Below are 21,221 nucleotides of genomic sequence, written 5' to 3'. Positions count from 1 at the left end.
GTACCGTAAAGACAGACAGCGGATTTTGCGCAGAGTTCGAAATTTTTTTCGTTCTCGTGCAAGATTCCTTTTTTCCGCCTTCCACGGCTTGCTAAAGCATACGGTCGCCGGTGATACAGCCCCAGCGACCGGCTTTCTCAATCTCCCGCGGTCTCGTCCTTATTGCGTGGTGTGCTGAGCCGTGGCGCGCAGATAGATTTCCACGCGGCGGTTCGCTGCACGACCGGCTTCGGTGTTGTTGTCGGCGATCGGCTGGGTTTGGCCCAGGCCTTGTGCCGACAGGCGCTGCGGCGCGACGCCGCGCTGGCCCAGGTAGCCCGTCACGCTTTCCGCGCGGTTGACCGACAGCGTCTGGTTATACGCCGGCTGGCCCGTGCTGTCCGTGTGGCCGACCACCTGAGCGATCAGTTCCGGATTCTGTTGCATGGTCTGCGCCAGTTGGTCCAGCACCGGCGCGAACGACGGCTTGACCGCGTAGCTGTTGGTGTCGAACGTGACCGAACTCGGAATGTTCAGCTTGAGCGAGCCATCCGGCTGTTCGGTGATCTGCGTGCCGGTGCCCTTGGTGGCGCCCGACAGCTTGTTGTGAATGGCTTGCCAGTTGTAGCCGGTGATGCCGCCCACCGCCGCGCCGACGCCCGCGCCGATCGCCGCGCCCTTACCGCCGCCGAAGATCGCGCCCAGCGCAGCGCCCGTGCCGGCGCCCACGCCCGTACCGACCGCCGTGTTGGTGCCCTGTTGGGTGGCGCAACCCGCCAGCAATGAACCGGCAACAGCAAAGACAGCCAGGCGAGTCATAATTTTTGCATTCATTTTTGATTCCTCTTGAGTGAAGCCAGTCAGGCAAGCAAGGCGGCGATATGAAAAAATCCGTACGGCGAACCCTGACGGCAGTAAAGCCGCCGGCTCGACAATACGAGAAGTCTTACGCCCTGCTCAGCCTCGGTCCGACAGTAAAGAAGGGTCTTCCGGCAAGGCTTGCCGCCAGCCACTACAATAATGGCTGAAGCATGCAGCGATGCGGCCCCCTGGCGTTCCGCCTGCCCGAAGGGTGCCCGGCACGCCTGGTTTTCGCAATGCTGTCTAACAATTTCTTTCAAATTCCGGCGCGTGGCCGAGATTTCGATTCCGCTGCGCCGCAGGTGTTCCCCACGGAGTGTCAATGAGTATCGATCGGGCTTTGGTCGACGCTGCCCTCGCGGCCGTCGCTGACCCCAACACCGGCCGGCCCTACGCGGCCGCCAAGAACATCAAGAACGTCGCGGTGCAGGGTGACACGGTTAGCGTCGACGTGGTACTCGGCTATCCGGCCATGCGCCAATTCGACGCGATCCGCACGCAATTTTCGGATGCGCTGCGCGCCGTGCCGGGTGTGGCCGACGTGCGTGTCCAGGTGTCGCAGCAGATCGCGGCGCATACCGTGCAGCGTGGCGTGAAACTGTTGCCGAACGTTAAAAACATCGTCGCGGTGGCGTCGGGCAAGGGCGGCGTCGGCAAGAGCACGACCGCCGTGAATCTTGCGCTGGCGCTGGCAAGCGAAGGCGCGTCGGTTGGTATTCTCGACGCGGACATCTATGGCCCTTCGTTGCCGATGATGCTCGGCATCGTCGGCCGCCCCGAGTCGCCCGACGAGAAGTCGATGAACCCGATGACCGGCCACGGCTTGCAGGCCAATTCGATCGGCTTCCTGATCGAGCAGGACAACCCGATGGTGTGGCGCGGCCCAATGGCCACTTCCGCGTTGGAACAACTGCTGCGGCAGACCAACTGGCACGATCTCGACTACCTGATCGTCGACATGCCGCCGGGCACTGGCGACATTCAGCTGACGCTGTCGCAACGCGTGCCGGTGACGGGCGCCGTGATCGTCACCACGCCGCAGGACATCGCGCTGCTCGACGCGAAGAAGGGTCTCAAGATGTTCGAGAAGGTCGGCATTCCGATCCTCGGCATCGTCGAGAACATGGGTATGCATATCTGCTCGAATTGCGGCCACGAAGAGCATATCTTCGGCGCCGGCGGCGGCGAGCGCATGGGCAAGGAATACGGCGTCGACGTGCTGGGCAGCCTGCCGCTCGACATTGCGATCCGCGAGCAGGCCGACTCGGGCAAGCCGACCGTGGTGGCCGACCCGCAAGGACGCATCGCGGAAATCTACCGGTCGATCGCGCGCAAGGTGGCGATCCATATCGCCGAACGCGCTCGCGACATGACGTCGAAGTTTCCCAATATCGTGGTCCAGAACACCTGAGAAAACGCCGGGCCGCCCCAAGTTTTGTCCCCCCTCGGGGGGCTGGCGCGAAGCGACAGGTTGGGGGCGCTCTTGACAGCCGTTCGGACAAGGGCCCAAGGCGTCTGTTTTCGCCTGGTCTCGCGGTATCATGTCGACTTCACAAGTTCGGCTCGGCGGCCGCAGGGGCGGCCGCCAGGCCGGCAAGAGGATCGCATGGGAAAACGAATCGACGGGCAGGCGGTGCATGCGTTCATCGTCCTGGCTGCCAGCAGTGTGCTGTTATGCGGCTGTAGCGCGTTCCTGAGACCACAGGAAAAACGTGCGGACGCGCAGTTGCTGCCCACCGTGGGCAATCAGGCGCGCGGTCTCGTCACGTTCATCGAGCGCTCGGACGGCGTGCAGGTTACCTACAATCTCTCGGGCATGCCGCCCAATAGCGACCACGCGTTGCAAGTGCACGAGCGCGGCGACTGCAATGCCGCCGACGGTTCCAGCGCCGGCCAGGTGTTCTCGCCGGCCGCCGAGCGTCTGAAATCGGGCGCGCGGGTCGAGGGCGACCTCGGCAATATTCACGCGGACGCGAACGGCGTGGCCACCGGCTTCATCGTCGCGCCGGACGTCTCGCTCGACGGCATCCGCTCGGTGTTGCAGCGCGCGGTTCTGCTGCATCACGACGCGACCGATCCGTACGCCTATCCGCAGCATGGCGCGGGCCCCGCGCTCGCGTGCGGATTGATTCGCCAATAAGCGTTGCGCGTGCCGCTTGATCGAGGCCCGCGCGCACGCTGCCGGCGTTCAGCCAGGCGGCCTCGGGGCTGGCATCGGGCCGCTCCCGAACCCAACCTGCGGCAGCATTCTCACGATCGCGTAAAATAAGCGCCTTTCGTTCGGCTGCCTCGCCGGAGTGCCCGTCCTGCCGAGTAGGCGGGGCACTTAACCGAAGGGGCTTAGAGCGCCGAACGGCCCGCGGCGTGGCTTTGTATCCGAAGTCAGCGCAACGAAGGCGCGCAGTAAGCCAAAAGTGACCCGGCACTTACCGGGTCGTTATCCGTCATACCTCTGTCATTCACGTCGAGCAGCGTTCACCTATGACTATCAAATCCGACAAGTGGATCCGGCGCATGGCCGCGTCGCACAACATGATCGAGCCGTTCGCGCCCGATCAGGTTCGCGTCTCCGAAGACGGCCGGAAGATTGTCAGCTACGGCACGTCGAGCTACGGCTACGACATCCGCTGCGCCGACGAATTCAAGATCTTCACCAACATCAACTCGACCATCGTCGATCCGAAAAACTTCGACGAGAAGTCGTTTGTCGACTTCAAGGGCGATGTCTGCATCATCCCGCCGAATTCGTTCGCGCTCGCGCGCACGGTCGAGTATTTCCGCATTCCGCGCAGCGTGCTGACCGTGTGTCTGGGCAAGTCCACTTATGCGCGTTGCGGGATCATCGTCAACGTGACGCCGTTCGAGCCGGAATGGGAAGGGCACGTCACGCTCGAATTCTCGAATACGACACCTTTGCCTGCGAAAATCTACGCGAACGAAGGCGTCGCTCAAGTGCTGTTTTTCGAAAGCGACGAGATTTGTGAAACGTCGTACGCGGATCGCGGCGGCAAATATCAAGGTCAGCACGGCGTCACGTTGCCCAAGACGTGACGTCGGCAGCGTACCGACCCACCAGCTATACCGGGTGACCGCTGCAATTTAGAGAATGCAGCGGTCGTTCTTTTTGGAGAATCGCCCATGAAGTTTCGTTTTCCCGTCGTCATCATCGACGAAGATTTCCGCTCCGAGAACATCTCGGGTTCCGGCATCCGGGCCTTGGCCGAAGCCATCGAGAAAGAAGGCGCGGAAGTGCTCGGGTTGACGAGCTATGGCGATCTGACTTCGTTCGCGCAGCAGTCGAGCCGCGCCTCGTGCTTCATCCTCTCGATCGACGACGACGAACTGCTGCCGTACGTCGATAACGTGGTGGTGGAAGGCGAGACGCCGGAGCTGGCCGCCGCGATCGTCGCGCTGCGCGCGTTCGTGACCGAAGTGCGCCGCCGCAACGCCGACATTCCGATCTTCCTGTACGGCGAAACGCGCACCTCGCGTCACTTGCCGAACGACATCCTGCGCGAACTGCACGGCTTCATCCACATGTTCGAGGACACGCCGGAGTTCGTCGCGCGCCATATCATCCGCGAGACCAAGGTGTATCTGGATTCGCTCGCGCCGCCGTTCTTCAAGGAACTGGTGCAGTACGCGGACGAAGGCTCGTATTCGTGGCACTGCCCGGGGCACTCGGGCGGCGTGGCGTTCCTGAAGAGCCCGCTCGGCCAGATGTTCCACCAGTTCTTCGGCGAGAACATGCTGCGCGCGGACGTGTGCAACGCCGTCGACGAACTCGGCCAGCTGCTCGATCACACCGGTCCGGTGGCGGCGTCCGAGCGCAACGCGGCGCGCATCTTCAGCGCGGACCACGTGTTCTTCGTGACCAACGGCACGTCCACGTCGAACAAGATCGTCTGGCACGGCACGGTTGCGCCGGGCGACATCGTGCTGGTGGACCGCAACTGCCACAAGTCGATCCTGCATGCGATCACCATGACCGGCGCGATTCCGGTGTTCCTCACGCCCACGCGCAATAACTTCGGCATCATCGGGCCGATTCCGCGCAGCGAGTTCGAACCGGAAAACATCAAGAAGAAGATTCTCGCGAACCCGTTCGCCCGCGAAGCACTCGCGAAGAATCCGGATCTCAAGCCGCGCATTTTGACCATCACGCAGAGCACCTACGACGGCGTGATCTACAACGTCGAGATGATCAAGGAGATGCTGGGCGACTGGCTCGACACGCTGCACTTCGACGAAGCCTGGCTGCCGCACGCGGAATTCCACGAGTTCTATCAGGACATGCACGCGATCGGCGCGGGGCGTCCGCGCATCGGCGCGATGGTGTTCGCCACGCACTCCACGCACAAGCTGCTGGCCGGCATTTCGCAGGCTTCGCAGATCGTCGTGCAGGATTCGAAGAACAGCCGCTTCGACAAGCATCGCTTCAATGAAGCGTATCTGATGCACACGTCGACCAGCCCGCAGTACGCGATCATCGCCTCGTGCGACGTGGCCGCGGCCATGATGGAAGCGCCGGGCGGCACCGCGCTCGTCGAAGAGTCGATCGCAGAGGCGTTGGACTTCCGCCGCGCGATGAGCAAGGTCGACGCCGAATACGGCGACGACTGGTTTTTCAAGGTGTGGGGCCCGGACCAGTTCGCCGAAGAAGGCATCGGCTCGCGCGAAGACTGGATGCTGCGACCGAACGACAAGTGGCACGGCTTCGGACCGCTCGCCGAAGGCTTCAACATGCTCGACCCGATCAAGGCGACCATCGTCACGCCGGGTCTGGACATGGACGGCGGCTTCGGCGAGTCGGGCATTCCGGCTGCGATCGTCACGAAGTATCTGGCCGAGCACGGCATCATCGTCGAGAAGACCGGGCTGTATTCGTTCTTCATCATGTTCACGATCGGCATCACCAAGGGCCGCTGGAACTCGATGGTCACCGAACTCCAGCAGTTCAAGGACGACTACGACAACAACCAGCCGCTGTGGCGCGTGCTGCCCGAGTTCGTCTCGCATCATCCGATGTACGAGCGCGTCGGTCTGCGCGATCTGTGCGAGCAGATTCACAGCGTGTACCGTGCGAACGACATCGCGCGCTTGACGACCGAGATGTACCTGTCGAGCATGGAACCGGCCATGAAGCCGTCCGACGCGTTCGCCAAGCTCGCGCACCGTGAGATCGATCGCGTGCCTATCGACGAACTCGAAGGCCGCGTCACGTCGATCCTGTTGACGCCGTATCCGCCGGGCATTCCGCTGCTGATTCCGGGCGAGCGCTTCAACAGGACCATCGTCAACTATTTGCGTTTCGCGCGCGAGTTCAACGAGCGCTTCCCGGGTTTCCACACGGACATCCACGGACTCGTCGGCGAAACGATCAACGGGCGCATCGAATACTTCGTCGATTGCGTTCGCGCCTGACGATGCGGCGAGTGAAGTCCCTGTTGGCGGCCGGCGTCGGCGTTCGCGGCGCGCGTCGCGCGTTCGGCGCGTTGGCGCTGGCTTCGGCTGCGGTGCTAGGCGCGCTTCCGCTATCGGCGCACGCCGAAGTCGCCGCCGCCGATCCGATCGACGCGTCGATGCGCGCGTGTCTTGCGCGCAGCGACATGTCGTCGACAACAGGGCAAGTGCAGTGCATGGACAACGCGCGGATCGGCTGGAAGACCGCGCTCGATAACGCGTGGCAGCAGCTTCAGCAGAAGTTGCCGCCCGCGCAGCGCAAGCAGTGGGAAAAGAGTCAGGCGAGCTGGCAGGCTTCACGCGATGCCGAGAAGCAGTTGCTTGCGGCCGTGTTCGCCACGACGCGCGGCACGATGTACGTGCTCGCCGAAGCCGACATGCAGTTGCAGCCGGTGCGCGACCGCGCGCTGGCGCTGCGCAGCGCGGTGGCGAAGGCGAGTGCCGGCGGCGATCCGCCGCGTCGGGTGCGTGCCTGCAGCGCGGACGCGCAGTGCGAACATGCGATGTTCGATCTGAACCGCTATTACCGACGCTTGCAGTCGAAGATGCCGGCGCGTACGCGTCCGACACTGACGCATGCACAGAAGGCGTGGACCGCGTATCTGAACGCCACGACGCCGGTGGTCGATGAGCGCAGTCGTATCGATGTGATCGGCGCGCGGGTCGCGACACTCAAGCGATTGTCGGAAACAGTCGGCAATAGTTGAGCGGTGTGCCTCGGGCGTGAGCCTGCTTAATTGACTATGTAGCCTTCCGCTTCCGGGCTCGGCAATTGAACAGCCGGTTCGCCGAGCATGTCGCGCATGGCGTCCTCGATTGCCACGGACATCAGGTTGAGCGCGAGGTCGTTGTCGTCGATGCCGAAAGGCTCTTCGATTTGAGATGCAATGGCTTCGTGCGCCATGAACGTATACGCCACGAAGACCGCGAAGACGGGCGTGAAGATGCCGATGCTGTCCACCAGTCCGAACGGCAGGGACGCGCAGAAGAAATACACCGTGCGGTGAATCATCACCGAATAGGCGAACGGCAGCGGCGTCGAAGCAATGCGCTCGCATCCGCCGATTACTTCCGAGATTCCATTCAGATTCCGATCGAAGGCGATGACCGCCATTGGATCGATCGCGCCTGAGCGAGCGTGACGTTGCACCCATTCGCCGAGGTAAAGCATCAAGGTGGCCGGTTTGTAGCGCGACGCTATGACACGGGCGAAGAGGGCTGGCGGCAGGCGTTCGGCGAGGTCTTCGCGTGCGTCGCTCTTGCGGAGCTGATGACGCAGCGCGTGCGGGAGGGCGCTGAGCGCTATGAAAAATTCTTTGATGTCTTCTTGTGGGAGCTGTTTTGTCGGCAGCGTGAGCGTCTGGCGGATGAGTGAGCGTGACTCGTTCAGCAGTTGGCCCCAGAGCTTGCGGGCTTCCCACCAGCGGTCGTAGCTGGCGTTGTTTCTGAAGCCCAGGAAGACTGCTAACGCGATGCCTATTAGCGAGAAGGGCGCTGTCGTGTTGAGGTTTAGCGAGATCGGGAGCAGGTGGTCGTGGGCCGCCACGGCGACGATCGAAATGCAGAAGATCAGGAATAGGCGCGGGAGCAACTGCGGGAGCACGGAGCCTCGCCAGGCTAGCAGCATGCGGAACCAATGGAGGTGGGGGCGGATGATCATTGGGGTGTGCTTTTTGCCTGCGGCGCTTCGGGGTTTCTATTATCGCTTTTTTGGGTTTTTGGCGGATGTTTTGGGCGTTGGCCTTTCATTGTTTTGTTAGTGGTCTATTAGCGTTGCCCCTGTGCGGGGCGGCACCTACTTTCTTTGCCGCGGCAAAGAAAGTAGGCAAAGAAAGCCGCTTCACACCGCTAGCTCATAAGCGGGTCCCTCGCGCAGTCGCGGTAGTGGTTCATCTGGAATCTGTGTTCTCGCACATTCCGCGTGAGTGACAAGGCGCTCATTCTTCCGGCGGCGCAAGCAGATGCAATTCAAAACGATCTCGCGTCGCACAGCGATCGCACACTGACAGTGAGCCGTGAGCCGTGAGCCGTGAGCCGTGGTGACCGCGAATGCACCGTGTCGGCTCCAACGGTTTCCCGACGCAACCACGCTTAACGAACCGGAAGCCTATAACGGCACTTCGCCGAGCCGGAGCCGACGGCCCCCACCGCGCACAGCGAAACCCAGGGATTTTAAGCAGACCGTTCCGGCGAGCGCATCGCGCGAGGCGGGAAGAATGAGCGCCTTGTCACTGAGGCAGAAAGTGCGAGAACACAGATTCCAGATGCACCACTACCGCGCCTGCGCGGGGGACCCGCTTAAGAATTAGCGGTGTGAGCCGCTTTCTTTTGCCTACTTTTCTTTGCGGCCGGCAAAGAAAAGTAGGTGCCGCCCCGCACAGCAATGCTCTCAACTTAAGCCCGAAAGGGCTTGTATACGGGGCGTTCGATCTGTAAACTTCATCGCATAACTGATTGATAAATCGACGATATGAACTCAAATACCAGCGTCCTCCCAACTCCTGGCTGAGTTCTCCGATTTCCTGTTCGATCCGGCGCTCGCTGAGCGCGTGCGTCTTTCTCCCACTGCATTCACCCGCAATCGCACACTGACATTGCCGCGCATGGCCGCGCTGATGATGTCGGGCATGTGCGCGAGCGTGCAGGCCGAGCTCGATGGCCTGTTTGGTGAGCTCGGCGAATGCGGCGTGCGTACCCGCGGCGTCAGTGCACAGGCCTTCAGCAAGGCGCGCCGGGGGCTGTCGGCCGAGCTGTTCGAACGGGCCCGCGCACGTCTGATTGAGCTTGCCCAACCCCATATTGACTCGATGCGCTGGAACGGCCTGAGGCCGGTCGCAGCCGACGGCACCCGGCTGCGGGTGGCGACCCGCCAGGGCCATGCGTTGCGCGCCGATCACTACGCGTTCGCGCTGTTCCTGCCGGGGCCCGAACTGACGTTGCATGCCGCGCTCCATCCGGCCGACGGCGCCGAGCGGCAGATGCTGTTCGAAGCGCTGGATGTGCTTCAGCCGCACACCGATCTGCTGCTGCTTGATCGCGGCTATATCGGCAACATGATGGTGGCTGCGCTGGCGCAGCGCGAGATCCACTTCTGCCTGCGCGTGGATACCCGAGGATGGAAATGTGTAAGCGCGTTTGCGCGCAGCGGCCAGGCCGAGCAGGTCGTGACACTGGGCGCGCCCAACGAAGAGGATGCCCGCGACTATGAACTGGCGCGCACGCCTACCACCGTGCGCCTGATCCGGGACGTCACGCCCAGCGGCCGCGTGCGTGTGCTGATGACCTCGCTGCTGGAGCGCGAACGTTATCCGGCCAGCGCTTTCGGCGCGCTCTATCATCAACGCTGGCGTATTGAGGAAGCGTTCAAACGTCTGAAGCACCGACTGCGGCTTGAGGCTGTCACCGGCCTGGATTACCTGGCGCTGCAGCAGGACTTCGGTGCGAAAACCGTCGCTGATAACCTGTGTACGCTACTCAATGACCTGGACGATCCAGCCAAAGACGACCACACCAGTCATCCAAACCGTCTGTACGCGCTGGGCGCACTCAAGCCGATCCTCGGCGCGTGCCTGCTACGGATTGAGCGCTGCCTGAACCGGCTCGCCGATCTCATGCCCGCCATCCACGGAGCCCGATGTCGTATCCAGCCCTCGCGCTCTTACCCACGACCGCCCAGAAAAGCCAAACCCCATCTCCATCTCGCGTACAAGGTCGCTTGATGGAATGGGGCTTAAGTTGAGAGCATTGCCCCGCACAGGGGCAACGCGAATAGACCACTAACAAATCAAGGAAAGGCCAACACCTTAAAACCAACCAACAACCACCTGCGGCGCAGACCAAAACCCGCAACATCAATCCCGCGCCGAAGAAGCCGCCCCATGACTCAACCAATCGAGCACAGCACTAGCATCATCATCAGCCCCTTGCCTGGCTTTGGCGACCGTCTCCGCGACATCAGCGCTAGGCACAGCACGCCGAATAGCCACTCCAACAGCAAGAATATCGATCATGACGAGATGCAAGATCCGCGAAATCATGGACAACTGCGACTCACGAATTTCAATGTGATCGGTTTCCAAAGCCACAGTAGCCCGCTTAGCCAACGGCGTATTGCTCGAAGTAATAGCAATCACCTTAGCCCCGGCCTGCATAGCCACATCCAGCACGCGCAGCAATTCAGGCGCGCGCCCTGACTTGGACACAGCAACGATCACATCTCCCTTCCCAAGCAAAGCTGCCGACGCCGCCTGCATATACAAATCGCCATAGGCAATAGTAGGAATCCCAAACCGGAAGAACTTGTAATGCGCATCCTGCGCGACGATATTCGAGTTGCCGAGCCCATAGAACTCAATCCGCCGCGCGCCGTTCAGAAGATCGATAGCCCGCTCGACCTGATCGAAGTTCAAATGCTCGCGCAGCTGCAAAATCGCCGACACGGTGTTATCCAGCACTTTCGCCCCGAAGTCCGTCGCGGTATCACCCAGATGCACCTGGCTATGACTCACCGGAATCGTACCGGTCAACCCCGTCGCCAGCTTCAGCTTGAAATCCGACAACCCCTGGCAACCAAGCGAACGACAAAACCGGATCACCGTCGGCTGACTCACATCCGCCTTGCGAGCGATATCGACAATCGGATCATTGATGATCGACCGCGGATGATTCAGCGCGAGATCGGCCACACGTCGCTCGGCCGGCGTCAACGCATCGCGCATCTGGCGAATCCGCTCGAACACCGCCGATGAACTACCGCCCGCGCGATTCGACAACTGCTCGGCAAGAATCGCCGATACACCGAGAAACGCCGGATATTCAGCGGTAATCACATACGTCGGTACGTTCTGCAAATAAGCCTCGAACCTGCCCTTGGCCTCGAAGCGCTTACGAAACGACGAACGTGAAAAGAACTCGCCAAGCCGAGGCACGACACCACCGCCGATATAGATCCCGCCCAACGCCCCGAGCGTCACGGCGATATTGCCCGCGAAGGTGCCGAGAATGCCGCAGAACACATCGACGGACTCAGCCGCAAGCGGCTCGCCTTCCAGCGCGCGCTTGACGACCTCGACGGTGTCGACATTTGCCGCCACGCGCTTCTTGTCGCGGCCCGCGAGCGCGCGATAAATCACTTCGATGCCAGGGCCTGCGGCCACTCGCTCGAACGACACGTGCGACCATTTCTTGCGCGCATATTGCAGCACGATATCTTCGCGTTCATCAGCCGGCGCGAACGTAGCGTGGCCACCTTCGCTGCCGAGCGCGATCCAGCGGTCGTCAGCGGGAATCAAACCGGACACGCCCATGCCGGTACCCGGACCGAGCAACCCAATCACGCTATTCGGCCGACGCGCGCCGCCGCCCACCTGCACGCGCTGCTGGTCGGTGAGACCGGGCAGCGCCATCGCCAGCGCGGTAAAGTCGTTCACGACCAGCAGCGTGTCGAAACCAAGCGCGCGTCGCGTGGCTTCGATCGAAAAGCTCCAGTCGTGATTCGTCATGCTCACCTGATCGCCGTCGACCGGGTTCGCAATCGCGATCGCCGCGTGATTCACGCGGCCGATCTTGGTGTCCTTCAAATACTTCTTGATGACTTCGGCAACGCCCGGATAGTCCGCGCACGGATAGACCTTCACCGAGCCGATTTCGCCCGGGCTAGTCTCCAGCGCGAAGCGCGCATTGGTGCCGCCGATGTCGGCCAGCAGCCTCGGTCCATCGGCGTGCTGGCCCGCGCCCGGAACAGCCTTAGTTTGCACACCAGTAGACATCGAGTCTCACTCCCTTGTCGTTTGCCAACTGCGAGATGGCATTTTTTTGTAGCGAAGCGGACGCGGCATTCAGCACGTCCATCTTGCGCGGTCCTGCGATCAGCAAGAACAGATGCTTCACTTCCTTCAACGCGGACATGGACCAGCTCACGCGCGCATGCGGCGCGCTGCCGGGGTGCACGGCAACGAAGCGCTCGGTCGTCGTGATCGCGTGGTCCCATTCGGGCGAGTCGGCAAAGATTGACGCGGTGTGGCCGTCTTCGCCCATGCCGAGAATCGCGACGTCCGGCACGACGCTGAAGCGCGAATCGGCATTCAGCGCGGCGACATGCGCGTTCAGATCTTGCGTGGTGTCCACGAGCGGCCAGAAGGTGGCGTCCTTCGCGGCATTCTGCAGCAGCGTGGCGTGCACCAGTTGCGAGTTGCTCGCGCTGTCCGCCTCCGGCACCCAGCGGTCGTCGACCAGCGTCACGGCAATGCGCGCCCAGTCGAAGGTTTGCGTGGACAACGTCTGCAGGAACGGGCGCGGACTGCTGCCGCCGGAGACTGCAAGCATTGCGGGGTGCGCGCCGGTGGTGGAACCGGCGGCCTGTGCGGCGAGCGACGCATGCAACGCGTCGCCGACCGCTTTCGCCAACGCGTCGGATTGGGCGCGTTGATCGTCGAAAGCGTGAAGCTCGATCACTTCTCCTCCGTGCTGCTTTTTTGTGTGATCTGCGGAATGTGCCGTACTGCTCTCACGCGATGCCTGCCAAGTGGATGACTTGCAGGCGCCCTCGTGATACCGGCGCCATTCCGTTCAGTTCGTCGGTGGGTCTTACGGGCGACACGTCATATTCCATTCAATACGACGCGCCGCCGTGATTCAATTCTCTTCTTCGAGCCAGCAGGTGCCGTGCTGCGCCAGCATCGCGCTCGATGCGGCCGGTCCCCACGTACCCGATGCGTACGGCTTGGGCGGCTTGTTCGACACCTTCCATTCGTTCAGGATCGGTTCGACCCAGCGCCATGCGGCCTCCTGCTCGTCGCGCCGCACAAACAGCGCGAGGCGACCGTTGATCACATCGAGCAGGAGACGCTGATATGCCTCCATCTGTCCTTCGCGGAAGAACTGGTCGAACGCGAGGTCGAGGTGGACGCTGGCCAGGTTCATGCCTTCGCCGGGCTGTTTCGCAAGACAGTACAGGCGAATGGTTTCGTTCGGCTGCAGGCGGATCACCAGACGGTTCGCGCCGGCGCGCAATGCGGAGGCGCCCAGCGCCGAATGTGGCACCGCACGAAAGTTCACCACGATCTCGGCGACACGGTCGGCGAGGCGCTTACCGGTGCGCAGGAAAAACGGCACGCCGGCCCAACGCCAGTTTTCGATCTCGACCTTCAGCGCAACGAAGGTTTCGGTCGTGCTGTCCGGCCTCACGCCGGACTCGGTGGCGTACGCCGGCACCGCGGTGCCGCGAATCACGCCCGAATGATACTGCCCACGAACGGCGACCTTGCCGATATCGCGTGGATCGATGGGCTTCAAAGCGCGCAGCACGCGCAGCTTTTCGTCACGCACCGAATCCGAATCCATGGAGTGCGGCGGTTCCATCGCCACGATGGAAAGCAGTTGCAGCAAATGGTTCTGCACCATGTCGCGCAACGCGCCGGTATTGTCGTAGAAGTCGCCGCGCGCTTCCACGCCGAGCTCTTCGGCGATCGTGATCTGGATGCTCTCGACCCACTCGCGGCGCCACAGCGGCTCGAACAGCGCATTGCCGAAGCGCAACGCCAGCAGGTTCTGCACCGGTTCTTTACCGAGGTAGTGGTCGATCCGGTAGATCTGTTCTTCAGCGAAGATTTCGCCGACCGCATCATTAATTGCATTCGACGACTTGAGGTCGTAGCCGAGCGGCTTCTCCAGCACGATGCGCGAATTCTCGTTCAGCCCGACCGATGCCAGCGCATGGCAGATCGGTACGAACAGCGACGGGCCCGTTGCCAGATAGAACACGCGGATGCCCGGCAGGTCCTTGATCGCGTCGCGCAAATGGACGAAGTCTTCCGCTTTGCCGAGGTCGATATTCACGAACTCGATGCGCTCCAGAAAGCTCGCCCATGCCGTTTCGTCCACACCGTTCTTCGACACGTGCGGCTTGACGTGCTCGTTCACCCACTCGTTGTACTCGCGGCGATCCGTAGCATGCCGCGCCACCGCGACGATCTTGCCGCTGTCGGCCAGCATGCCGCCTGCACGGTGTGCTTCAAACAGTGCGGGCAGGATCTTGCGCATCGACAGGTCGCCGGTGCCGCCGAAGAGAACGAAGGTGAAGCTTGAATCGGTTTGCATGAGTCTCCGTCGATGTCCTGGGGCCGCGGAAGGTGAGCGAAAGCGCGACCGTAGTCCGATAAAATATTTTTTGACACTGAATTGTAGTTTAACTACAATCCAAATCAAGAGGTAGCGCTAATTCGATGAAAAAAGCGTGCGCTGTGAGTCAAGATGCGCGTTTTCCCGAATCGGCAGGCGTCCCCTGCATGTTAACGGACATTGCGTGTCGGCACGTGCCAGCATGCCCCGGCGGCCCTTACGGAATGCCGGGGAGCTGAACCGCCGGCAGGGTCTGCCCCAAGTTGACGTGCAAGGCACCTCGAGTCTGCCGCGCGCGACGCGGGCAGGCAAAAATCAAAAGAGGAGACAGTCAGTTGCATCCCGAACCACTCATCTCTTGAGCTTCCAGCGGCCGAAAATCGGTCCGCCGGCACATGCCTTAAGGCATGCGCCCGACCGTGCTCGATCGCCCAGTGTTTTGCCTGTTTGAGCCAACCACAGCACCCTGGCGACATCAGGGGCCATTTGTTTTTTGTTCAGGTGTCTGGAGGAGATAAGCAATGAAATTTCGCGCGATCATGGGCGCTTTGTGCGCCGCAGGTCTGATGTGTGGCGTCTCGGCAGTGCAAGCCGCCGAGTCGGTCGAAGTGTTGCACTGGTGGACTTCGGGCGGTGAATCGAAAGCCGTCGGCGTCCTCAAGGACGACATGACGAAGCAGGGTTACACGTGGAAGGACTTCGCGGTTGCGGGTGGCGCCGGCGCGGCTGCCATGACGGCACTCAAGACGCAGGTGATCTCGGGCAACGCACCGAGCGCTGCGCAGATCAAGGGTCCTCTGATCCAGGACTGGGCGTCGCAAGGCGTGCTGGTGCCGATCGACTCCGTCGCGGGTGACTGGAAGAAGAACCTGCCGCCGGAAATCGACAAGATCATGCACGCGGACGGTCACTACGTCGCGGCGCCGTTCTCGGTGCACCGCGTGAACTGGCTGTACATCAACAAGGCAGCGCTGGACAAGGCGGGCGGCAAGGCGCCGACCACGTGGCCTGAGTTCTTCGCGGTGGCCGACAAGATGAAGGCCGCGGGCATCCAGCCGATCGCGATGGGTGGCCAGCCGTGGCAAGACCTGACGCTGTGGGAAGACGTCGTGCTGTCGCAAGGCGCGGGCTTCTACAAGAAGGCGCTGGTCGATCTCGACGAGAAGACGCTGACGTCGGATCAGATGGTCGGCGTGTTCGACACGGTCCGCAAGATTCAGGGTTACTTCGACGCGGGCCGCACGGGTCGTGACTGGAACCTGGCAACGGCCATGGTCATCAACGGCAAGGCCGGCATGCAGTTCATGGGCGACTGGGCGAAGGGCGAATTCGCCAACGCCGGCAAGAAGTCGGGCTCGGACTACATCTGCGCCGCTGTGCCGGGCACGGAAAAGTCGTACACGTTCAACGTCGACTCGTTCGTGTTCTTCCAGCAGAAGGGCCAGAAGGCGGCAACGCCGGGTCAGCTCGCATTGGCGAAGACGATCATGTCGCCGGACTTCCAGGAACAGTTCAGCCTGAACAAGGGTTCCATCCCGGTTCGTCTGGGCGTGTCGATGGCCAAGTTCGACGACTGCGCGAAGAAGTCGTACGCGGATGAACAAGTGGCGATCAAGTCGGGCGGCTATGTGCCTTCGCTGGCACACGGCATGGCGCAACCGGATGCAGCAGCCGGCGCGATCTCGGACGTGGTCACGAAGTTCATGAACTCGCAGCAGGATTCGAAGAGCGCTGTTGCCGCGCTCGCGAAGGCAGCGAAGACCAAGTAAGTTGCGTCAAACGAAGCGGCGCGCCCGGCGGTTCAGCAACGGGCGCCGGGCGCGCCCTTCGTGTCGCTGATTGCCGGGGTTTTACTCGTTGCATTGGCAGGCGGCTTCACCCTGGTTTCATAGAGTCACACCTATGTCGTTACGGCCTCGCGTTTTTTCAGCGTGAAGGTCCGGGCGGCACAGTTTCAGCAGGAGTCGAGTAGTGACTGCTTCTATCAGCGGAAACGGGAAAACGGCCACCGTGACCCGCCGCACGTCGCCGATGGCGGCCCTTGCCGATCGCTGGATTCCGAAGCTGGTGCTCGCACCCAGCGTCGTGATCAGCCTGATCTTCGTGTATGGCTTCATCGCCATTACCGGCTTTCTGTCGCTGTCCAATTCGCGACTGATGCCACGTTATGAATTTGTCGGTCTCGATCGTTATCGCGAGCTGTTCGATAACGATGTGTTCTGGACGTCGGCTGCCAACCTCGGCTGGTTCGGCATCCCGTTCATCGGTATCTGTATCGGTCTGGGTCTGTTCCTCGCGATCCTGCTCGATCAGCAGATCCGCAACGAAGGCGCGCTGCGCGCCGTGTTCCTGTACCCGATGGCGCTCTCGTTCATCGTGACGGGTACGGCGTGGCAATGGATCATGACGCCGAGCATCGGCCTCGAGAAGGTGTTCCACGACTGGGGCTGGACGAGCTTTTCGTTCGGCTGGCTGGGCGACCCGGACAAGGCGATCTTCTGCGTCGTGATCGCGGCCGTGTGGCAATCCGTGGGCTTCGTGATGGCGCTGTTCCTCGCGGGCCTGCGCGGTGTCGACGGTGAAATCTTCAAGGCCGCGCAGATGGACGGCGCGAATCTGCCCACCATCTACCGCAAGATCGTGATTCCGAGCATGCGCCCGGTGTTCTTCTCCGTGCTGCTGATTCTCTGCCACATCACGATCAAGACCTTCGACCTGGTCGTTGCGTTGACCGCGGGTGGTCCGGGCACGTCTTCGTCGCTGCCGGCTATTTTCATGTACACGTTTTCGTTCAATCGCGGGCAACTGGGCGTCGGCGCGGCATCGTCGATGATGATGCTCGCCACTGTCGTAGCCGTGCTCGTGCCGCTGATGTATCTGGAATCGAGGAGCACCCGCAATGCAGCCTAAGATGACGATCAGCCGTGCCGTCATTTATGCGGCCTTGATCCTGTTCGCCCTGTACTTCCTGTTCCCGCTGTACGTGATGCTGTCCACGTCGTTCAAGGACATCGATCAACTGCGCACCGGCAACCTGCTCACGCCGCCCACGCACTGGACCATCGACCCGTGGATCAAGGCATGGAGCGGCGCCTGTACGGGTGTGCGTTGCGACGGCATGCAGCCGTTCTTCATGAACTCGGTGCGGATGGTGATTCCGGCCGTGCTGATCTCGTCGATCATCGGCGCGTTCAACGGTTATGTGCTCACGCACTGGCGCTTCCGTGGCGCGGATCCGATCTTCACGATGCTGCTGGTCGGCTGCTTCATTCCGTTCCAGGCGATCCTGCTGCCGATGGCGCGTTTCGAAGGCTTCCTTGGCCTGTCGAACACGACCACTGGTCTGGTGGTGGTGCACGTGATCTACGGTATCGCCTTCACCACGATGTTCTTCCGCAACTTCTACGTCAGCATTCCGGCTGAACTCGTGAAGGCGGCGCGCATCGACGGCGCGGGTTTCTTCACGATCTTCACGAAGATTCTGCTGCCGGTTTCGCTGCCGATTTTCATGGTGTGCCTGATCTGGCAATTCACGCAGATCTGGAATGACTTCCTGTTCGGTATCGTGTTCTCCGGTGTCGATTCGATGCCGATCACGGTGGCGCTGAACAACCTCGTGAACACCTCGACCGGCGTGAAGGAATACAACGTGGACATGGCCGGCGCGATCATCGCCGCGTTGCCCACGCTGCTGGTCTACATCATCGCCGGACGCTATTTCGTGCGCGGCCTGACGGCGGGCGCAGTGAAGGGCTAGACGCCAAGCTAAACCATCCGAGCGCGGCGGCGCTTCATGAAGCGCCGCCGTCACCCGAAGACGTTTTCAAGCAGTACCAGAGACAAGAGGATTCACAGCATGGCAAGCCTTTCCATCCGTGACGTGTACAAGACTTACCCGAACGGGGTGCCGGTCCTGAAGGGTGTCAATATCGACATCGAAGACGGCCAGTTCCTGATTCTCGTCGGCGGTTCGGGCTGCGGGAAGTCGACGCTGCTCAACATGATTGCCGGCCTCGAGACCGTGACCAAGGGCGAGATCCAGATCGACGGCAAGACGGTGAACAACCTGTCGCCGAAAGATCGCGACATTGCGATGGTGTTCCAGTCGTACGCGCTGTATCCGTCCATGACGGTGCGCGAGAACATCTCGTTCGGTCTGAACATCCGCAAGGTGCCGAAGAACGAGCAGACGCAGATCGTCGACCGCGTGTCGAACACGCTGCAGATCACGCACCTGCTCGATCGCAAGCCGGGTCAACTGTCCGGCGGCCAGCGTCAGCGCGTGGCCATGGGCCGTGCCTTGGCACGCGATCCGGTCATGTTCCTGTTCGATGAACCGCTGTCGAACCTCGACGCGAAGCTGCGTATCGAGATGCGTTCGGAAATCAAGCTGCTGCATCAACGCCTCGGCACGACGATCGTCTACGTGACGCACGATCAGATCGAAGCAATGACGCTCGGCGACCGCATCGCGGTGATGAAAGACGGCATCGTGCAGCAGTTCGGCGCGCCGCAGGAAATCTACGATTCGCCGTCGAACCTGTTCGTGGCCGGCTTCATCGGCGCGCCGCCGATGAACTTCATCCAGGGCAAGCTGGTCGAGCAGGGCGCGGGCGTGGCGCTCGAACTGGATACGGGTGTCGCACGCACGGCGGTGAACCTGCCGTTCGACTCGGCGAAGGTGAAGTCGCATGTGGGCCGTGACGTGATTCTCGGCCTGCGCCCGGAGCGCATCACCGACGCGCGCGGCGCGCATGGCGACAACGCGAAGCTGCAGCCGATCGAAGTAAAGGTCGACGTGATCGAGCCGACCGGTCCGGACACGCTGGTGTTCGCGCAGGTCAACGGCAAGCGTATTGTGAGCCGCGTGCACCCGGCCTCGAATCCGCAGCCGCTGACGAACACGACGTTGCTGTTCGATACGTCGAAGGCGGTGCTGTTCGATCCGACGAACGAAGAGCGGATTGCCTGATCGCAAAGTTCGATTGCATTAGAAGAAAAGCCCCATGCGCTTCGCAACGCATGGGGCTTTTTCGTTTTTGCGCGCCTCGCCTCGTTAGTCCGTGATGCGCAGATCCGGATTGTTGCGCGCCAGTTCGGTCACCCACTCGATGAACGCACGCAGCCGCGAACTCAGATTCCGGCGATGCGCGTAGAGCACCGAGAGCGGCGTGCCGGGGCTCGTATAGTCGGTGAGAATTTCCTTCAGCGCGCCTTGCGCGATCAGATCGGCGACCATGAAACGCGACGGCTGGATGATGCCGTGACCGAGCGCGGCCGCGCCAATGTAGACCGAGCCGTCGTTCACGGCGAGCACGCTCTTGAGCGACACCTTGGCGATCTCGCCGTCCACCTGGTATTCGAACGGGAACGTTCTGCCCGTGCGCGCGGACACGTAGTTGACCGCGCGGTGCTCGCTCAATTCTTCGAGTGTGGTCGGCTCGCCATATTTCTCCAGATACGCCGGCGACGCGCACGTGACGATTCGCGCCTGACCGATCCGCCGCGCGACGAGGCTCGACTCTTCCGGCGTGCCCATGCGGATCACGCAATCCACGCCGTCCTGAATCAGATCGATGTTGCGGTCGGCGAGGCCGAGCCGCACGTCGATCTCGGGGTATTGTCGGTAGAAATCGTCGAGCGCGGGGAGCAGCAGCGCGCGGGCCAGCGTGCCGGACGTATCCACGCGGATCGTGCCGGCCGGATTTTCGCGTTTGTTCGACAGCGACGATTCGGCGTCGGTGACTTCGGCAAGGATGCGCACGCAGCGCTCGTAGAACAGCGCGCCGTCTTCGGTGACGCTGACCTGGCGCGTCGAACGATTCAGCAGACGCACGCCGACGTGTTCTTCCAGCGCCTGGATGGTGCGGCTGACTTTGGCGCGTGGCAGGTCGAGCGACTCGGATACTTTGGTGAAGCTGTTCGCTTCGACCACACGCGTAAATATCTCCATCGCTTCGAAACGGTCCATGTTTTGCCTTAAGGTTGAGTGGCGGAAGTAGGTTTCGAAGTGAAGTGTATAGGCTGGAAAAATTGTTGTCGCAAACGGTGATGGTGGGCGTGGCGCCGGCGCCCGTCTTTCGGCCGACGCGGCCGCGCCGCGGTCCCTCAATCGCGGTCCGGCGCGCCGAGTGGGAAATACGCGCGATACGGGCGCGCCTCATCCACCGCGCGTGCGAACGACGGCCGCGCCAGCAGGCGTTTGCGGTAGGCGAGCACGTGCGGAAACGCCGGGCCGATGGCGTGCGTCCAGTCGGCGTAAAACAGGAACGGCGCGGCGCCGCAATCGGCGAGGCTGAAGGTGTCGCCAGCCGCCCATTCGCGTTCCGCCATCACCTTGTTCAGGCAGCCGTACGCGGTGTCGAGCATGGCGCGCGCCTCGGCCACGGCTTGCGAGTCGCGCTCCGGCTCAGGGCGCATGCTGTCGTAGACGATCTTTTGCTGCGGCGTCGAGATGTAGTTGTCGAAGAAGCGGTCCATGCTGCGCGCTTCCAGCGCGGCACGGGCGTCGGCCGGCAGCAGCGGCACCGGGCCGGGATGATAGAGGCCCAGATACTCGATGATGATGCTCGCCTCCATCACGGTCCGGCTGCCGTCGACCAGCAGCGGAAAGCGCTTGATCGGCCAGAGCGCGGCGAATTCGGCCATGACTTGCGGGTCGTCGTGCGCCAGCAGGCGCAGTTCGAACGGCGTGCCGTTTTCGTAGAGCGCGGTCAGGACCTTCTGACAGTAAGAGGAGAAAGGATGGGCGTAGAGCTTCAGGGGCATCGTGGTCACCTTGGGCGGTTGCTGATTCTAGG

At 61.9% G+C, this 21,221-nt stretch carries 17 protein-coding genes; 10 read left to right on the top strand and 7 right to left on the bottom strand.

Features of this window, described 5'->3' with window-relative positions:
* Positions 1–159: 159 nt before the first annotated feature.
* Positions 160–813 (bottom strand): OmpA family protein, encoded by a 654-nt coding sequence (locus B0G74_RS15245; protein WP_132375682.1) that lies wholly within the window; start codon positions 811–813, stop codon positions 160–162.
* A gap of 349 nt (positions 814–1,162) precedes the next feature.
* On the opposite strand from B0G74_RS15245, the gene apbC reads away from it, so the two are divergent.
* The 5 genes from apbC (at position 1,163) to B0G74_RS15220 (ending at position 7,010) form a co-directional block, all read left to right on the top strand.
* Positions 1,163–2,251, top strand: a complete 1,089-nt coding sequence (apbC, locus tag B0G74_RS15240; protein WP_132375680.1) for an iron-sulfur cluster carrier protein ApbC — start codon at positions 1,163–1,165, stop codon at positions 2,249–2,251.
* 195 nt (positions 2,252–2,446) lie between these two features.
* Positions 2,447–2,980, top strand: coding sequence for a superoxide dismutase family protein (locus B0G74_RS15235; RefSeq protein WP_132375678.1), 534 nt, complete (start codon positions 2,447–2,449; stop codon positions 2,978–2,980).
* A 341-nt stretch (positions 2,981–3,321) separates the two neighbouring features.
* Positions 3,322–3,891, top strand: a complete 570-nt coding sequence (gene dcd / locus B0G74_RS15230) for a dCTP deaminase (RefSeq protein ID WP_012432068.1) — start codon at positions 3,322–3,324, stop codon at positions 3,889–3,891.
* Positions 3,892–3,978: 87 nt separating this feature from the next.
* Complete coding sequence (locus B0G74_RS15225; RefSeq protein ID WP_132375676.1) at positions 3,979–6,264, top strand: arginine/lysine/ornithine decarboxylase; 2,286 nt, start codon at positions 3,979–3,981, stop codon at positions 6,262–6,264.
* A 2-nt stretch (positions 6,265–6,266) separates the two neighbouring features.
* Positions 6,267–7,010 carry a lysozyme inhibitor LprI family protein gene (locus tag B0G74_RS15220; protein ID WP_132375674.1) on the top strand — a complete coding sequence of 248 codons (744 nt, stop codon included), beginning with the start codon at positions 6,267–6,269 and terminating at the stop codon, positions 7,008–7,010.
* Positions 7,011–7,036: 26 nt separating this feature from the next.
* Here B0G74_RS15220 and B0G74_RS15215 read toward each other — a convergent pair whose 3' ends face one another.
* Positions 7,037–7,963: a bestrophin family ion channel gene (locus B0G74_RS15215; RefSeq protein ID WP_132375672.1), complete on the bottom strand. Its 927-nt coding sequence runs from the start codon at positions 7,961–7,963 to the stop codon at positions 7,037–7,039.
* A gap of 820 nt (positions 7,964–8,783) precedes the next feature.
* On the opposite strand from B0G74_RS15215, the gene B0G74_RS15205 reads away from it, so the two are divergent.
* Positions 8,784–10,022, top strand: coding sequence for an IS4 family transposase (locus B0G74_RS15205; protein WP_347814520.1), 1,239 nt, complete (start codon positions 8,784–8,786; stop codon positions 10,020–10,022).
* 132 nt (positions 10,023–10,154) lie between these two features.
* On the opposite strand, the gene B0G74_RS15200 is transcribed toward B0G74_RS15205, so the two are convergent.
* From B0G74_RS15200 to zwf, 3 genes are all read right to left on the bottom strand, one after another.
* Positions 10,155–12,071, bottom strand: a complete 1,917-nt coding sequence (locus B0G74_RS15200; protein WP_132375671.1) for a bifunctional transcriptional regulator/glucokinase — start codon at positions 12,069–12,071, stop codon at positions 10,155–10,157.
* The gene (gene pgl, locus B0G74_RS15195; protein WP_132375669.1) at positions 12,049–12,756 is read right to left on the bottom strand and encodes a 6-phosphogluconolactonase; all 708 of its coding nucleotides are present in this window, start codon (positions 12,754–12,756) and stop codon (positions 12,049–12,051) included. The genes B0G74_RS15200 and pgl overlap by 23 nt, the downstream gene beginning before the upstream one ends.
* Positions 12,757–12,936: 180 nt before the next feature.
* Entirely contained in the window at positions 12,937–14,400 is a 1,464-nt protein-coding gene (gene zwf / locus B0G74_RS15190) for a glucose-6-phosphate dehydrogenase (protein ID WP_132375668.1), read from the bottom strand.
* Between the two features lie 542 nt (positions 14,401–14,942).
* On the opposite strand from zwf, the gene B0G74_RS15185 reads away from it, so the two are divergent.
* The 4 genes from B0G74_RS15185 to ugpC all read left to right on the top strand — a co-directional run bounded on the left by B0G74_RS15185 (position 14,943) and on the right by ugpC (position 19,393).
* Positions 14,943–16,190, top strand: coding sequence for an ABC transporter substrate-binding protein (locus tag B0G74_RS15185; protein WP_132375667.1), 1,248 nt, complete (start codon positions 14,943–14,945; stop codon positions 16,188–16,190).
* 202 nt (positions 16,191–16,392) lie between these two features.
* On the top strand, positions 16,393–17,331 hold the full coding sequence (locus B0G74_RS15180; protein WP_132375665.1) for a sugar ABC transporter permease: 939 nt from the start codon (positions 16,393–16,395) through the stop codon (positions 17,329–17,331).
* Positions 17,321–18,178 carry a carbohydrate ABC transporter permease gene (locus tag B0G74_RS15175; protein ID WP_132375663.1) on the top strand — a complete coding sequence of 286 codons (858 nt, stop codon included), beginning with the start codon at positions 17,321–17,323 and terminating at the stop codon, positions 18,176–18,178. Before B0G74_RS15180 ends, B0G74_RS15175 begins: the two co-directional genes overlap by 11 nt.
* 99 nt (positions 18,179–18,277) lie before the next feature.
* Positions 18,278–19,393 (top strand): sn-glycerol-3-phosphate ABC transporter ATP-binding protein UgpC, encoded by a 1,116-nt coding sequence (gene ugpC / locus B0G74_RS15170; protein ID WP_132375661.1) that lies wholly within the window; start codon positions 18,278–18,280, stop codon positions 19,391–19,393.
* 84 nt (positions 19,394–19,477) lie between these two features.
* Here the strand turns inward: ugpC and B0G74_RS15165 are convergent, their stop codons facing one another.
* The gene (locus tag B0G74_RS15165) at positions 19,478–20,392 is read right to left on the bottom strand and encodes a LysR family transcriptional regulator (protein WP_132375660.1); all 915 of its coding nucleotides are present in this window, start codon (positions 20,390–20,392) and stop codon (positions 19,478–19,480) included.
* A gap of 137 nt (positions 20,393–20,529) precedes the next feature.
* The gene (locus B0G74_RS15160; RefSeq protein WP_132375658.1) at positions 20,530–21,189 is read right to left on the bottom strand and encodes a glutathione S-transferase family protein; all 660 of its coding nucleotides are present in this window, start codon (positions 21,187–21,189) and stop codon (positions 20,530–20,532) included.
* Positions 21,190–21,221: the final 32 nt, after the last annotated feature.

The organism is Paraburkholderia sp. BL9I2N2, from assembly GCF_004339745.1.
In the GTDB taxonomy this organism is placed as follows: domain Bacteria; phylum Pseudomonadota; class Gammaproteobacteria; order Burkholderiales; family Burkholderiaceae; genus Paraburkholderia.
The sequence above is the reverse complement of the archived record's forward strand: the minus strand, read 5'-3'. Positions and strand labels throughout refer to the sequence as shown.